We start from the raw sequence: 14,894 nt of genomic DNA on the forward strand, positions 1-14,894 counted from the left end.
CGCCTCCGAGCTCGTCGGGCGCGGCTGGCTCAACACCGGTGGCCGCTCGCTCACCCTGCAGGACCTGCGCGGCAAGATCGTGCTCCTCGACTTCTGGACCTTCTGCTGCATCAACTGCCTGCACGTCATCGACGAGCTGCGCGAGCTCGAGGAGCGGTACCACGACGTCCTCGTGACCGTCGGCGTCCACTCCCCCAAGTTCGTCCACGAGGCCGACCCGGACGCGCTCGCCGCCGCCGTCGAGCGCTACGACGTCGCCCACCCCGTCCTCGACGACCCCGAGCTCACGACGTGGAAGGCCTACACCGCCCGCGCGTGGCCCACGCTCGTCCTCATCGACCCCGAGGGCTACATCGTCGGGCACATGGCCGGCGAGGGGCACACCCCGAACCTCGCCGCCGCCATCGACCAGCTCGTCGCCGAGCACGAGGCCAAGGGCACCCTCCACCGCGGCTCCGGTCCCTACGTGCCGCCCGAGCCCACCGCGGGCCTGCTCAGGTTCCCCGCCAAGGCGCTCGCCCTGCCGGGCGGCAACCTCCTCGTCGCCGACGCCGGGCACCACCGCCTCGTCGAGCTCACCCCCGACGGCGAGACCCTCGTGCGCACCATCGGCTCCGGCTCCCGCGGGCGCGCCGAAGGCGGCCCCGACGACGCCGAGCTCAACGAGCCCAACGGACTGTGCCTGCTCCCAAGCGACGTCGCCGACCAGGTGGGCTACGACGTCGTCGTCGCCGACACGGTCAACCACCTGCTGCGCGGCGTGCGGCTCGCCGACGGGCACGTGACCACCCTCGCCGGGACCGGTGAGCAGTTCATGGTCGGCGCCCCGGACAACGTCGCGCCGGGCGACGAGCCGGCCACCGAGGACTACGGCCCGGCCCGCCGGGTCCGGCTGTCCTCCCCGTGGGACGTCACGTGGTCGGCGCAAGCGGGCGCGGTCGTCGTCGCCATGGCCGGGCACCACACGCTGTGGACCTTCGACCCCCTCGCCGGCTACGTCGCGCGGCTTGGCGGGACGATGAACGAGGGTCTGGTCGACGGCGCGCTGCGCCAGGCGTGGTTCGCCCAGCCGTCCGGGCTCGCCGTGGCCGACGACGGCCGGCTCTGGCTCGCCGACTCCGAGACCTCGGCCCTGCGCGCCGTCGACGTCGCCGCCGGCCAGGTGCGCACCGCCGTCGGGCAGGGGCTGTTCGACTTCGGGCACCGCGACGGACCGGCCGACCAGGCGCTGCTCCAGCACCCGCTCGGCGTCGCCGCGCTGCCCGGCGGCCAGGTCGCCGTCGCCGACACCTACAACGGGGCCGTGCGCCTCTACGACCCGGCCACCGAGGAGATGAGCACCCTCGCCACCGGGCTCGCCGAGCCGTCCGGCCTCCTCGTCGACGGCGCGCACCTCCTCGTCGTCGAGTCCGCGGCCCACCGCCTCACCCGCATCCCGCTGCCCGACGGCACGGCCGCCCGCCACGACGGCACCGCCCACCGCACGCAGCGTCCCGTCACCGAGGTGGCCCCGGACTTCACCCTCCGGGTCGTCTTCACCCCGCCCGCCGGCAAGAAGCTCGACGACCGCTTCGGTCCCTCGACCCAGCTGTCGGTCGCCGCCGAGACGCTCGTGGACGGCGGCGGCACGGGCACCGACCTCGAGCGGCAGGTCTCCCTCACCCCGAACGCGGACGCGGGTGGGCACACCGTGCTCTCCGTGACGGCCAAGGCCGCCTCCTGCGACGCGGACCCGGCTGTGGAGTTCCCCGCGTGCCACCTCGCCTCCCAGGACTGGGGCATCCCGGTGCGGGTGGTCGAGGGCGGGCCCGCCGAGCTCGTGCTCAACCTCCACGGCTGAGCCGGGTCCCTGTCAGTCGCTCCGGGACCTGCCGGAGTGGCTGCTGGATCGCGCGCGCACGGCCAGGCATGCTCACCGGGAGGAGGACACAGTGCACGTTCAGGCCCGCCGGCCGGCCCGCGTCATCGCGGTGACCGCAGCCGTGGTCATCGCCCTCGCCGGGTGCGGCACCGCCGTCGAGACGACGGGTGTCGCCACGCCGGCAGTCACCCATTCCTCGACGCCTGCCCCGACGCCGACGACGCCGACGCCGCCGGCGGAGGTCGAGCCGACGCCCGACGCCACACCGGCGCCCGCCGGGTCCGCCCTGGCGACGGTCGACCTCCTCGAGGTCAAGGGCCGCGCGCCGAGGACCGGGTACGACCGCGACGCCTTCGCCTACCGCGAGTTCGACCTGGACCGGAACGGGTGCGACGTCCGCAACGACATCCTGCGGCGGGACCTGCGCGACATCACCGTCAGGCCGGGCACCAACGGGTGCGTGGTGGAGACCGGCGTCCTCGACGATCCCTACTCCGGGCGCACGATCGACTTCGTCCGGGGCAGCGACACCTCGGGTGAGGTCCAGATCGACCACGTCGTCGCCCTGTCCGACGCGTGGCAGAAGGGCGCGCAGTCCTGGGACTCCGCCACGATGCAGCGCTTCGGCAACGACCCGCTCAACCTCCTCGCCGTCGACGGTCCCCTCAACGGGGCCAAGGGCGACGGTGACACCGCCACCTGGCTGCCGCCCAACACCTCCTACCGGTGCGCCTACGTCGCCCGGCAGGTCGCGGTGAAGCACGCCTACTCCCTGTGGGTCACCCAGGCGGAGAAGGACGCCATGGTCCGGGTGCTGTCCGACTGCCCGGGCGAGCCGCTCCCCGAGGCGGAGCCCGCCCCGCTCATGCCCGAGCTCGAGGGGAGCGCGCCCGCCCAGCCCGCGCCTCCCGCCCCGGCACCGCAGGCGCCCGCCGGCGGTGGCACCGACCCGCAGTACCCGACGTGCAAGGCCGCCAAGGCGGCCGGCTTCGGGCCCTACGTGCGCGGCGTCGACCCCGAGTACGACTGGTACCGCGACGGCGACGGGGACGGCACCGTCTGCGAGTGACGCCCGGGTCAGTCCGGCAGGCGCCGCCGCCCGCGCCGGACCGGACGGGTGTGGATCTGCTGGTTCTTGCCCTCCTTGAGGACCCGGTGGATCAGGTGGGCGTACAGCTCGGGGTTCACCCCGGCCTCCTCTGCTCGACGCTCGGCCGCGTACGCGGCACTGCGCCACTGTCCGCCCGCGCCGGAACGTTGTCACACCATTTTCACCGCGGTGCCCGAGAGCGCGTCGAGGTCTCGCACGGCGTAGCGGTGGTGCTCCCACTCCTCCTCGAGGATCGTGTGCAGGCACGACAGGACCGTCTCCGGGTACTCCGGCGCGTGCGGGTTCGCCCGCGGCGCCGCGAGGTCCTCGGCCGTCACTGATGCGAGGAAGTCGCGCACCATCGCCTGGCGCGAGGCCCGCGCGTCCAGCACCTCGGCGAACGACGGGTCCGTGGCGGAGAAGTCCGCGGCGGTGAAGGCGGCCGACTCCTCGCCGTCGGTGTTGGACAGTCCGACCGGGTGGTAGGGCCTCTCCTGCCCGAGGACCGCCCGGCCCAGCCACGTGTCGGTGGCCATGACGAGGTGACGCAACGTCTGGGCGAAGGACCACTCACCGTCGACGGACTCGTCCACGGTGCCCGGGGGCATGCGGGTCGCGCGGTCAACCGTGGCAGACCACGTGCGCTCCACGGCGGCCCACGCCTCACGCAGGGTCTGCGGCGTCGAGGCCCTGCGTAGCGAGCGCCCCGGGAAGCGACGGTCGAGCTCGGCATCGACGAGGGGGACGACGTCGACCCCGTTGACGAGGAAGGTGCCCTCCTCGAGCAGCCACGGGGAGTCGACCTCCATGCCGGCCACGTCGCTCCCCCGCACGACGACATCGCCGAGGTCGCACACGACGAACCGTGAGCCCCGCAGGCTCCGGTTGCGAAACGTCCTGCCCTGCAGGCTCTCCGCGTCCATGCGGTCAGGGTGGCACGGCGCCCTGCCCCTGGCTCCGGTTTCGCCTGCCCTCTCGCCGCCGGCGGCTGCCGGATCCTGCCACGAAGTGGCCGGCGCGTGGCCTGTGGCAAGCCTGGTGCCTTGACTCCCGGCGCGGCGACACACGGTGAGCCCGAGATGGTGGCAGGTTTCGCGTCCGCGCGGTCCGGCGGCCCTGCCCGGCAGACGTTGAGCCCTTCGGCGCGCTGCACCGGCGAGCCGTGCCCGTCTGCACCCCGGGGCCTGAGGAATCTGCCACAAAGTACCCGGCGCGAGGCGCGGGACAAGGGGTCCGCCTTGACGCGCGGCGCGGCGACACGCGGCGGGGCGGACTTGGTGGCAGGTTCGGCGCGGCGGCGCGGGCGAGGCGGCAGGGCTAGGCGGCGCGGGCTAGCCGGCAGGGCGCGGCGGCGCGGGCGAGGCAGGGCTCGGCGGCGAAGGGCCGGGAGCCGGGCGCCCGCGCGGGGCACCCGACTCCCGGCCCGGGGCAGCCCTTACGGGACGATGACCGCGCGGCCGCGCAGCGTGCCGTCGTGCAGCTTCTCGTAGGCCTTGGGGGCGTCGTCGAGGGAGAAGACCTCGGTCTCGACGCGGACGGCGCCGGTGCGGGCGAGGTCGAGCACCTCGAACAGCTCGGAGCGGTAGCCCCAGTAGGGCGCGCGCACCTGGGACTCGAAGGGCCGGTCGAGGAAGCCGACCGGCAGGCTGCCCGTGCCGACGCCGACCATCACCTGGTCACCGCCCACGGCCACCATCTTCGCGCCGAGGTCCATCGTCGGCTGCATGCCGACGAAGTCGAAGACGGCGGTGGCGCCGCGGCCACCGGTGAGCGCCCGCACCTTCTCCACGGCGCTCTCGTCGGAGAGGAACGCGTGGTGTGCGCCGACGTCGGTCGCGAGCTCGAGCTTGTGCTCCGAGAGGTCGAGCGCGACGACCGTCGCGGGGCTGATCGCGCGGAGGATCTGGATCCCCACGTGCCCGAGGCCGCCCGCGCCGATGACGACGGCGACCGAGCCCGGCACGAGCTTGGCCACGGAGCCCTTGATCGCGTGGTACGGCGTGAGGCCGGCGTCGGTGAGCGAGACGTTCTGCACCGGGTCGAGGTCCCCGAGGGGCACGAGGTGGCGCGGGTCGTCGACGATCATGTACTCGGCCATCGCCCCGGGCGCACCGAGCCCGGGAGGTGCGATGCCGAGCTCGCCGGCCCGCTCGCAGTAGTTCTCGTGGCCCTGCGCGCAGGCGTAGCAGTGGCCGCAGCCCCACGGTCCGTACACCGCCACGGAGGTGCCGACCTCGAGCCCGGTCACCCCGTCGCCGAGCTTGTCGACGACGCCGGCGCCCTCGTGGCCCAGGGTGAGCGGCAGCCCGTAGATGTACTGCTCCTCGGGCAGGCTCATGATGAACGAGTCGGAGTGGCACACGCCCGCGGCGGTGACCTTGAGGCGCACCTGGCCCGGACCGGGTTCCGGGGTCTCGACCTCGACGACCTCGGGGGCGGCGCCGATCGTTCGGTACTGCAGTGCCTTCATCAGATCCTCCTTCGTGGGGGCGGCTCGGTGTTCCGTCCCTCCCCCACAGCATGTCATCGACGTCACATGCCGTCCCGGAGGTGGGGTCAGGCGTGCCCGCCCCCGAGGTGCTGCTCGACGCGCTGGACCTTGGCGCTGAGCTGGCCCTCGTAGCCGGGGCGCAGGTCGGCCTTGAGGACGAGGCTGACGCGCGGGCTGTGGGCGGCGACGGCGTCGCACGCGGCCTTGACCACCGGCATGACCTCGTCCCACTCGCCCTCGATGGTCGTGAACATGGCCGTGGTCTCGTTCGGCAGACCGGACTCGCGCACGACGCGGACGGCAGCGGCCACAGCCTCGGAGACCGAGCCGTCGGCGGAGTCGGTGACGGTGGGGGCGACGGAGAAGGCGAAGAGCATGGCCCTCATCGTAGGCGCGCCGTTCCGGCGACGACGCGTGGTCCGCCCCGCTGCACGCGCCGTCGCCGGTCCGCCGGGTCAGTCGACCCGCCCGGCGTTGAACTCCTCGATCCCGAGCAGCGGGCGGATCTCGCGCTCGACGTCGCCGCGCACGACGTATCTCTTCACCCGGTCGTTGCGCAGCTCGTTGCCCAGCGCGGCCATGATCATGCCCTGGTCCAGGGAGAGGTAGCGCTGGGCGACCGTGCCGCTGCGGACGGCGACGGCGTCGTAGAAGCCGCCGGGGCCGTAGGCGTCGAAGTCACGCCGCAGGTTGGCGAGGTTGTCCAGCGCCTCCCGCCTCGCGTAGGGCAGGGCGAGGAACGAGGCGTGCGGCGTCACGACGCCGTCGCCGTACTCGGCGGGCTCGGCGGGCTCCCGGAAGCACGCCGGGTCGTCCCACCCCGGGTCGACGGTGGTGCGCTCCTGGTCGGAGCTGTACCCGTTCGGCTCCATCCCGATCGGGTCCACCCCGTACTCGCGGTAGCCGCCCGCCGGGTTGCTCGACGGCGAGAAGCCCCAGTAGCCGTAGCCGGCCTCCTCCAGCCCGTGCTCGATGTGGGCCTGGACCGTGAGCGGGTGGTTGACGCCCCAGCTCTGCGGGCCCCAGTCCGCCTCGGGGATGAACAGGTCGACCATGAGCGCCTCGAACATCGACCCGCCCCACGTCGGGACGAGCTGCATGTCCCGGTACCGGTAGGCGCCCTGGAAGACCTCGACGCCGAGGTGCTCCTCCCACTCCCCGACCGGCCGCTGCTCGGGCCAGCTCCAGTCGCAGGTGTCCGGGAACGTCCGGAACATCGAGAAGTAGTGCTCGGGCGGGATCTGCCCCCAGGCGATGCCGAGGTAGCTGGCGATCCGCGGCTCGGTGTTGAGCGTGCCGTAGTGGTGCCCGGTGAACCACACGTCCGGGCCGCGGTCACGGTAGTTGTCCAGGACGGCGGCGGGGTCGGCGGGCGGCTCGTCCCAGAAGCCGCCGCGGAGCTGGCGGACGGCGGGGTCGTAGTAGAACCCGAAGTCCATCGTCGAGCGGATCTCCGCCGCCTGGCCGCGCAGGCGTGGCTCGGCGCGCTCGACGATGAGCAGCGCGGTGGCCAGCCACCCGTTGTCGACGCTGGAGAGGAACGGGTAGACCCGGGCCCCGTCCGTCGGCCAGGTGTAGAGCTTCTCCCCGGTCGCCTCGTCGTACCAGTTGTAGAACATGCCCGAGTGCTCGTGCCGTTCGAGCGTCGCGACCGTCGCGAGTGTCCGGCCCATCCGCTCGTGCGCCTCCCGGCGCGTGATGATCCCGAGGTCGCGGGCGGCGACGGTGCTCCACAGGTAGGCGCCGATGTTCGTCGGTGAGGTGTAGCCGCTGCGGCTGTCGGGGTCGAGGTCGCCCTCGATGTTGTCGGCCGGGAGGCCGGTGCCGGGGTCGACCATGGCCTCGAAGGACGCCCAGGTGTCCTGGGCGTAGGTCATCATCGTGTCCCTGTCCCGACCGGGGTTGCGGTCCGGTCCGGGTCCGGCGCTCGCGACGCCGGCCGTGGCGACGAGCCCGGCGACGGCGACCGCCGCCGTCGCGAGCGCACGCCGACTGCGTGTCCTGTCCCTCATCGTGCGGTCCTCTCCTCGAAGGGGTTGGTCAGGTCGGGCCGGGCGCCTCGTCGGTCACCCGGAGCCGCGTGGTGACCCCGCCGCCCGCGTGCGGGGCGATACGGACGGTGAACGGTCCGGCCTCGCACCGTTCCCGTCCCGCGGCGTCGCGGTAGGACAGCGTCCGCCGGTCGACCTCGAAGACGACCTCGGCGCTCTCACCGGGGGCGAGCGGCACCCGGCGGACGCCGACGAGCTCGCTCACCGGGCGGGAGATCGCGGCGAGGTGGGCGCGTACGTAGAGCTGGACGGTCTCCAGGACGGGACGGGACCCGGTGTTCGTCACCCGCGCCGAGGCACGCACCGTCTCCCCCGGCCCCAGCTCGGCCGCCGAGAGGAGGACCCCCTCGTAGCTCACCGGCGAGTAGCCCAGGCCGTGGCCGAACGGGTACTGCGGTGTGTCGCGGTGGTCGCGGTACCGGCCGACGGTGCCGTCGGGGTCGAGTGGCCGACCGGTCGGGCGCTGGTCGTGGTGGAGGGGCACCTGTCCCGTGGTCCACGGCAGCGAGGCGGGGAGCCGGCCGCTCGGGGGGACGTCGCCGGTGAGCACGTCGACGACGCCGTGCCCGCCCTCGACGCCCGGGTGGAAGACGAGCACGAGCGCCTCGCCCACGTCGGCCAGCCGCTCGAGCGCGAGCGGTCGGCCGGTGAGGACGACGACGACGAGGCGCCGGCTGACCCGCGCGAGCGCCGTGAGCTGCTCCACCTGTCCCGGGGGCGGCTCGAGGGAGGTCACCGAGTTCGCCTCACCGCTGCGCACGGGGTGCTCCCCGACGCACGCGACGACGACGTCCGCCTCCCGGGCGCGCACGAGCGACTCGTCCGGGAAGCGTCCGTCGTCGACGGTGACGACCGCCCCGGCGTACCGCTCCCGGAAGGCGTCGGCGATCGTGACGACGTCCTCCGCGCGTCCGTCGAGCGTCCAGGTGCCGAGCAGCTCGGCGCTCGCCGTCGCGAGGGCGCCGGTGACGTGGAGGCGGCGTGGCTCGGTGAGCGGGAGCACGCCGTCGTTGCGGAGGAGGACGACGGCGCCTGCCGCGGCCCGCCGGGCGAGCGCGCGGTGGTCGGCGGTGAGGTGGACGGCGGCGGGGCGCCCCGGGTCGGTGTACGGGTCCTCGAAGAGCCCGAGCCGCAGCTTGAGGAGCAGGACCCGGTAGGCCGCCTCGTCGACCAGGGCGGCCGGGACGGTGCCGGAGCGGACGAGCCCGGTGAGGTGCTCGTGGTAGGCGCCGCTGACCATGTCGATGTCCACGCCCGCCCGCAGCGCGAGGGCCGCGGCGTCGCGGGTGCCGGTGGCCAGGCCGTGCTGCCGCAGCTCACCGACGGCGTCCCAGTCGCTCACCACGGGCCCGGTGAAGCCGAGCTCGCCCCGCAGGTGGTCGCGCAGGAGCGGGACGTGGGCGGTCATCGGCGTGCCGTCGAGGGTGTGGAACGCACTCATCACGGTCGCGACCCCGGCGTCCACCGCCGCGCGGAACGGGCGCAGGTGACGGTTGTGCAGGGTCACCGGGCCGACGTCGACCTCGGCGTAGTCGCGCCCGCCCTGGGCCAGGCCGTAACCGACGTAGTGCTTGGCGCACGCGGCCATCGCCTCCGGGCCGGCGAGCCGTCCGCCGTCCTGGAAGCCGGCGACCGCGGCGGAGCCGAGGTGCGAGGCCAGCCACGCGTCCTCGCCCCAGCTCTCCGCGACCCGGCCCCATCGGGGGTCCTGCGCGACGTCGAGCATGGGCGCGAACGTCCAACGGATGCCGTCCGCGGTGGCCTCGCGGGCGGCGACGCGCGCGCAGTCGCGGACGATCTGCGCGTCGAAGCCGGCCGCCTGCCCGAGCGGGACCGGGAAGACGGTGCGGTGCCCGTGGATGACGTCCCGGGCGACGAGGAGCGGCACCCCGAGCCGGGAGGTCTCCACCGCGGCCCGCTGGAGGGCGTTGACGGCCGCGGCCTGCGTGCCCGCGTCGCGGACGTTGCCGGCGTGCTCGCCGCTCGCGACGATGCACGTGCCGAACTCGGCGGCGGCGAGCGCGGCGGCGTCCCGGTGCGGGTCGGGGTTGGCGACCTGGTGGAGCTGGCCGACCTTCTCCTCGGGTGTCATGGCGTCGAGCAGGAGGGCGGCGCGTTCCTCCTTGGGGAGCGCGGGGTCGGCCCAGGGCCGCTCGTCCGCGACGCCGGTCTCGCTCACGGCAGGTGCACCTCCAGCTCGGGGCCGCCCGGGCTGAGCGCCGTGGCGAGCTCGGCGAGGTCGACCACCAGCCCGCCGGCGCGGTAGGGGTTCGACGTCCGCTCCCCGGGGAGCTCGCGGCCCGCGAGAGCGAGCCGGTCGACGCCGTGCCCGCGGGCACCGACGTGGTAGCGCAGCCGCAGCAGCCCACCGGCCAGCGGCACGGTGGCGGTGAGCCCGTCGAGCTCGACCGGCAGCACCGGGTCGACCTCGACCCGGTCACCGCGCCGGCGTACTCCGAGCAGGCTCTGGGTGACGACGCGGACGAGGACCCCGGGACCGGAGGAGTAGATGCGCCACCCGGCCTCGAACCCCGCGCGGCCGTCGAGCACCTCGGGGTACCGGGCGGCGAAGTCCGCGCGGTCGAGGACGGCGGCGTCCGAGCTCGAGGCGTAGGTGTTCGCCTGACGGCGACGGGCCCCGGGGACGAGGCCGGGCACCGCGGGCGCGAGCGTCTGGCGGATCCCCAGCCACAGCGCGTCCGCATCGCCCCAGCGCGCCATCGCCTCGCACCACCTCAGGTGGGCGTGGACGTACATGAGGCCGATCTCGCGGCCGACGAACGTCGCCGTCTCGGCCCGCTGGAAGTGGCGGGTCTCCCCGCCGTGGTAGCCCGGTGGCCGGTCGAAGAGCCGGACGCCGTCGGCGCCCATGAGGTGCGCCCGCACGAGGTCGACGTGGTGGGGCGCCTCGGCCGGGTCGAGGAGGTCGGCCGCGAGGGCGTGGATCGTCTGCAGCGCCCCGTGGCGCAGGCCGGTCTCGGTGTCCCGCGGGTGGACGAGGTACCGGCGCACGGTCCCGGGCTCGCCGGCGAGCTGGGCGTATCCGGCGAGCTCGCCGTCGACGAGGAGCAGGCGCCGCAGGTCCGCGGCGACGGCGCCCGCCTCGGCCCGCAGCCTTTCGACCTCGCCGGTCTCGGCTGCGCCGGAGGCGGCGAGGCCGTCGGCGAGCGTGTCGAGGGCCTGGTGCTGGAGCGTGACCGTCCACGTGCTCACCAGGCTCGTCGCCATGGTCGGGTCGGCGGGCTGGAGGGAGTCGTTCCAGTCGCCGTGGCCGTAGGCGACGAGGTGCGTGCCGGGCAGGTAGCCGGCGCGCGCGTGGTCGAGGGCACGCATCACGTGGTCCCGCACGGGAGTGGGCGTCCGCCCGGAGGCCCACGGGACGGTCTCGGCGAGCACCGACCCGTCGCCGGAGGCGAGGAGGTAGCGGCCCAGGGCGAGGACCGGCCAGTGGACGATGTCGCCGTGCGCGGGTCCCCACCGGAACCCCTCGTCCCCAGGCAGGAAGCCGAAGGCCTGCGGCCAGCCGCCGTCGTCGTCCTGGGCCGCGAGGACCGACAGGAGCAGGGCGCGGGCGTCGGCGAGCCGGTCGAGGGCAAGGAGCAGCTCGAGCGGCCCCTGCGTGACGTCGCGGGTGCCCCACGCGCCGCCCGTGTACTGCTCCAGGCCGCGCGGGGAGAGGAAGTGGACGAACGCGTCGCGCACCAGCCAGGGCAGGCTCACCGCGAGGTCCTCGGCGCCCGGCGCACCGGCGACGTCGATCGCGGTGACGTCGGTCCACCAGTCCGCGCCCGACGGTGGCGGGGAGGCGGCGGGAGGCACGTCCCGCTCCACCCGCAGCCGCCACCGGGCGGCGGTCACCGCCTCGGTCCCGAGGGTGAGGACGTCGTGGACGCGCGGGACGCCGTCGTCGAACAGGGGCGCGTCGTCGCCCGGCACGAGGGGCACCGACGAGTGCACCCGCAGCCGCGACCGGACACCGCCCGGCCCCTCGACGTGGACGTCCACGCCGCCGGGCGCGCTCTCGGCGCGGACCGCGCCCGGCCGGGCGGGCAGCGGCTCCGTGTCCGTGGCGAGGTGCAGGGCGAGGAGCAGCCGCCGCGCCCGCCCCGTGAGGGTCACCCGGAGCGTGATCTCGTGCTCCGCGGCCGGCGCGCGCGTCAGCACCTCGACGGCGTCGCCGTCCTCGAGGAGGTAGGTCCAGCGGGCCGAGTCGGGGGTCATGGCGAACGCCGTGGGCAGGTCGAGCAGCCGCCACCGGCCCTCGTCCTCGACGAGCACCCGCAGCCCGTGCGCACGGTGCAGGCCGAGGTAGCCGCGCACCGTGGTGAGCACGCGGCCGTTCGTCACGTGGCCGCGGGTGAGGTAGGACAGCGGCGAGCCGGTCATCCAGGCCGTGGCCGTGAGGCCGGCGGGGTCGGGCGCGGCGGTGGCCCCGGTGCGCAGGATCGTCCCGTGCGGGCGCAGCACGGCGAGCTCCTTGGCCTGCGTGACGACGTGCGCGTCGGGGGTGAAAAAGGACAGCAGCGCGCCGTCCTCACCGCGCTCGACGGCCCGCCAGGGGGCCGGCCAGCGGGCCTCGAGCGCGGCGTCGTCGGCGGGCACGGCCCGCAGCTCGCGGCCCCGGTCGTACGCGCCGGTCGGGGCCGGTTCGCCCGGCGGTACCGGGTCGGCGGTGTCCGGCGGCCGGGTGTCGCGGGCCAGGGCGAGGGCCACCTCGGCGTGGGCGACGTCGTCGGGCGACGTGGCGGCGGGGTGGTCGGGCAGGAGGAGCCCGGCGAAGGTGACGCGCAGCTCCTCGCCCCGCCCGAGCACGGTGCGTGAGGTCTGCAGCGCGAGGAGGCTGTGCTCGTGCTGGCGGCGCCGGCCCGGCAGGTCGCCGGCGGGGCCGCAGGGGGTCCCGGTCCGCCCGGCCCAGCCGTGGACGTCCAGCGCGTCGGTCGCCCACCCGGCGACGGGGGCGTCCGCGGCGAGGACGCACCACGGGTGCCGCCCGTCCTGCGCGAGGTTCTGCCGCACGGCGAGCGCGGTGCCGGTGGGGCCGGTGAGCGGCGTGAGGTCGAGGTACTGGCTGACGTAGAGCTCGTTGGCGCGCAGCGCCGCGGTGCCCGCCAGCGCGGGGTCGTGGGTGTGGACGAGGTCGACGTCCCGGGCCGCCCCGCCGTCGTTGGTAACGACGACGTGCCACGCCCATGCCGCTCGGGCCGGGTGCAGGGTGAGGACCGCCCGCCAGCGCAGCCCGCCGCCGCCCGGTCCGTCCCGGGTCGTGCCGGTGACGACGAGCGTCCCGTCCCGCACGGCGGCCGCGGACCCCGAGCCGGCGCCGAGCATCGGGTGACGCTCCCCGGTCACCCGGTCACGGAGCCACAGCTGGACCAGCCCGGCCTCGAAGGGCGACGCCGGGTGCTGGACGAGCTCGAGGCCGTCGTGGGTGAGCGAGGCCAGTCCTCCGCCGGCGACGACCAGCGCCCGCAGCCCCCCGCCCCCGCGCAGCTCGACGGGGAACCGCGTCCCGGTCACTTGATCCCCGTCATCGCGACTCCCTGGACGAAGTACCGCTGGAGGAGCAGGAAGACGACGAGCACGGGGACGACGACGACCACAGCGCCGGCGAGGAGCAGGCCGTAGTCGGTGTTGTTCTGCCCGGTGCTGTACAGCGCGAGCGCGACGGGCAGGGTGTACTTGTCCTCCGTCGTCGCCACCACGAGCGGCCACAGGAAGTTGTTCCACGAACCGAGGAAGGTGAGGATCGCGAGCGTCGCGAGCGCCGGCCTGGCCAGCGGCATGACGATCCGGGCGAAGATCCGCAGCTCGCTCGCGCCGTCGACGCGGGCGGCGTCGATGAGCTCGTCGGGGATTCCGAGGAAGAACTGACGCATGAGGAACACCCCGAAGGGCGCCGCGAGGAACGGCAGGATGAGCCCCGCGTAGGTGTTGACGAGGCCGAGGTTGGCGACGAGCACGAACAGCGGGACCAGGGTGACCATCCCGGGGATCATCAGCGTGCCGAGGACGATGCGGAACAGCGCCTTCTTCCCGGCGAAGTCGGACTTGGCCAGGACGTAGCCGAGCATCGAGCAGAACACGAGGTTGCCGATCGTCACCGCCACCGCCACGAGGGCGGAGTTCGTGAAGAACTGCGGGAAGTCCAGGCGCTGGAAGAGCTCGCGGAAGTTGTCGAGCGTCGGGGCCTCGGGCCACCAGGTGGGCGGGACCCGCCGGATCTCCCCCTCGCTCTTCACCGAGCTCAGCGCCATCCAGATGAACGGGCTCGTGACGACGACGAGGCCCAGCCCGAGGAGGAGGTAGGCGAGCAGGTGGGGACGGGCCCCGCCGATCCGGTACTCCGTGGTGCGTCGGGACCGTGCCCGGCGCTCACGCGCGGGTGCGCTCATCGTCCGACCTCCTTGTTCGCGACGACGACGCGACGACGGCGCCGAGGAGCCTCCCGCTCCCCGAGCAGCCAGAACTGCACGAGGGCGAGCAGGACGACGGCGACGAAGAGCACGTAGCTCATCGCGGCCGCGTACCCGTAGTTCCCGAAGCCGAACTGGTTGTACGTCTCGAAGGCCACCGACAGGGTGGAGTTCAGCGGTCCGCCCTGCGTCATGACGAAGGGCTCCTCGAAGAACTGGACGTAGCCGATGCCGGTGATGACCGCACCGAACAGGAGCGTCGGGCGCAGGGTCGGCACGGTGATGTACCGGAAGCGCTGCCACGCCCCGGCGCCGTCGAGCGCGGCGGCCTCGTGGAGGGAGGCCGGCACGCCTTGCAGGCCTGCGAGGAAGATGACGATGAGCGTGCCGATCGACCGCCACGTGGCCATCGCGATCATCGAGGGCATCGCCCACGTGGTGCTCGCCAGCCAGTTGGGCCCCTCGACGCCGAACCAGCCGAGCACCTCGTTGAGCATGCCCTGGTCCGGGTGGAGCAGGAACCGCCAGACGACGGCGACGGCGACGATGCTCGTGACGGCGGGCATGTAGTAGCCGACCCGGAAGAACGTCGTGAGCCGCGTGACCCCGGCGTTGAGGACGACGGCGACGGCGAGGGCCAGCGCGAGGGTCAGCGGGACGCCGACGAGGACGAAGTAGGCCGTGTTGAGGGCGGCCTTGCGGAACGTCGCGTCCTGGAGGACGGCGACGAAGTTGTCCAGGCCCACGAACTCGACCGCGAGCGGGTCGCGCAGGTCGCGGCTGCGGATGTCGGTGACCGCCATGAGCAGCGACATGATCACCGGGCCCGCGGTGAAGACGGTGAAGAGGAGCGCGAAGGGCAGGGCGAAGCCCCAGGCCGCCCGGGTGCGGCGGCGGTAGAGCGGGGGACGCTTACGAAGCGCGTAGGTGGCGTCCGTCCGGTCCGGCGCCGGGGCGTCGGACCGAACGGTGGTGCGGGAGGACATGG

10 protein-coding genes are annotated in these 14,894 nt (G+C 74.4%); 2 read left to right on the forward strand and 8 right to left on the reverse strand.

All coding sequences use genetic code 11. The annotated features are described in order from the left end of the window. Positions 1 to 1,840: NHL domain-containing thioredoxin family protein (locus tag FHE66_RS01035; RefSeq protein WP_139071163.1), on the forward strand; the 1,840-nt coding region annotated here is incomplete at its 5' end. Positions 1,841 to 1,931: 91 nt separating this feature from the next. Then, positions 1,932 to 2,930 carry a DUF1524 domain-containing protein gene (locus FHE66_RS01040; RefSeq protein WP_218013576.1) on the forward strand — a complete coding sequence of 333 codons (999 nt, stop codon included), beginning with the start codon at positions 1,932 to 1,934 and terminating at the stop codon, positions 2,928 to 2,930. A 191-nt stretch (positions 2,931 to 3,121) separates the two neighbouring features. Here the strand turns inward: FHE66_RS01040 and FHE66_RS01045 are convergent, their stop codons facing one another. From FHE66_RS01045 to FHE66_RS01080, 8 genes are all read right to left on the reverse strand, one after another. Further along, positions 3,122 to 3,874 (reverse strand): DinB family protein, encoded by a 753-nt coding sequence (locus FHE66_RS01045; protein WP_139071138.1) that lies wholly within the window; start codon positions 3,872 to 3,874, stop codon positions 3,122 to 3,124. Between the two features lie 512 nt (positions 3,875 to 4,386). Next, positions 4,387 to 5,421 carry an NAD(P)-dependent alcohol dehydrogenase gene (locus FHE66_RS01050; protein WP_139071139.1) on the reverse strand — a complete coding sequence of 345 codons (1,035 nt, stop codon included), beginning with the start codon at positions 5,419 to 5,421 and terminating at the stop codon, positions 4,387 to 4,389. An 86-nt stretch (positions 5,422 to 5,507) separates the two neighbouring features. Next, complete coding sequence (locus FHE66_RS01055) at positions 5,508 to 5,819, reverse strand: MTH1187 family thiamine-binding protein (protein WP_139071140.1); 312 nt, start codon at positions 5,817 to 5,819, stop codon at positions 5,508 to 5,510. Between the two features lie 78 nt (positions 5,820 to 5,897). Next, positions 5,898 to 7,454 carry a glucoamylase family protein gene (locus FHE66_RS01060; RefSeq protein WP_139071141.1) on the reverse strand — a complete coding sequence of 519 codons (1,557 nt, stop codon included), beginning with the start codon at positions 7,452 to 7,454 and terminating at the stop codon, positions 5,898 to 5,900. A gap of 28 nt (positions 7,455 to 7,482) precedes the next feature. Further along, positions 7,483 to 9,672, reverse strand: a complete 2,190-nt coding sequence (locus FHE66_RS01065) for a glycoside hydrolase family 3 N-terminal domain-containing protein (protein WP_218013577.1) — start codon at positions 9,670 to 9,672, stop codon at positions 7,483 to 7,485. Beyond that, a complete protein-coding gene (locus FHE66_RS01070) occupies positions 9,669 to 13,010 on the reverse strand; it encodes a cellobiose phosphorylase (protein WP_139071142.1) in 3,342 nt (1,113 codons plus the stop codon). Before FHE66_RS01070 ends, FHE66_RS01065 begins: the two co-directional genes overlap by 4 nt. After that, positions 13,007 to 13,885, reverse strand: a complete 879-nt coding sequence (locus FHE66_RS01075) for a carbohydrate ABC transporter permease (protein WP_139071143.1) — start codon at positions 13,883 to 13,885, stop codon at positions 13,007 to 13,009. The genes FHE66_RS01070 and FHE66_RS01075 overlap by 4 nt, the downstream gene beginning before the upstream one ends. Next, positions 13,882 to 14,892, reverse strand: coding sequence for a carbohydrate ABC transporter permease (locus FHE66_RS01080; RefSeq protein ID WP_139071144.1), 1,011 nt, complete (start codon positions 14,890 to 14,892; stop codon positions 13,882 to 13,884). Before FHE66_RS01080 ends, FHE66_RS01075 begins: the two co-directional genes overlap by 4 nt. Positions 14,893 to 14,894 lie beyond the last annotated feature (2 nt).

Source organism: Georgenia sp. 311, from assembly GCF_006151955.1.
Taxonomy (GTDB): domain Bacteria; phylum Actinomycetota; class Actinomycetes; order Actinomycetales; family Actinomycetaceae; genus Oceanitalea; species Oceanitalea wutianyii.

What these genes read in the sequence shown, in the direction of transcription:
- FHE66_RS01050 (WP_139071139.1), bottom strand. Translation starts at nt 5,421, where the DNA reads ATGAAGGCACTGCAGTACCGAACGATCGGCGCCGCCCCCGAGGTCGTC.
- FHE66_RS01080 (WP_139071144.1), bottom strand. Translation starts at nt 14,892, where the DNA reads ATGTCCTCCCGCACCACCGTTCGGTCCGACGCCCCGGCGCCGGACCGG.
- FHE66_RS01045 (WP_139071138.1), bottom strand. Translation starts at nt 3,874, where the DNA reads ATGGACGCGGAGAGCCTGCAGGGCAGGACGTTTCGCAACCGGAGCCTG.
- FHE66_RS01060 (WP_139071141.1), bottom strand. Translation starts at nt 7,454, where the DNA reads ATGAGGGACAGGACACGCAGTCGGCGTGCGCTCGCGACGGCGGCGGTC.
- FHE66_RS01055 (WP_139071140.1), bottom strand. Translation starts at nt 5,819, where the DNA reads ATGCTCTTCGCCTTCTCCGTCGCCCCCACCGTCACCGACTCCGCCGAC.
- FHE66_RS01075 (WP_139071143.1), bottom strand. Translation starts at nt 13,885, where the DNA reads ATGAGCGCACCCGCGCGTGAGCGCCGGGCACGGTCCCGACGCACCACG.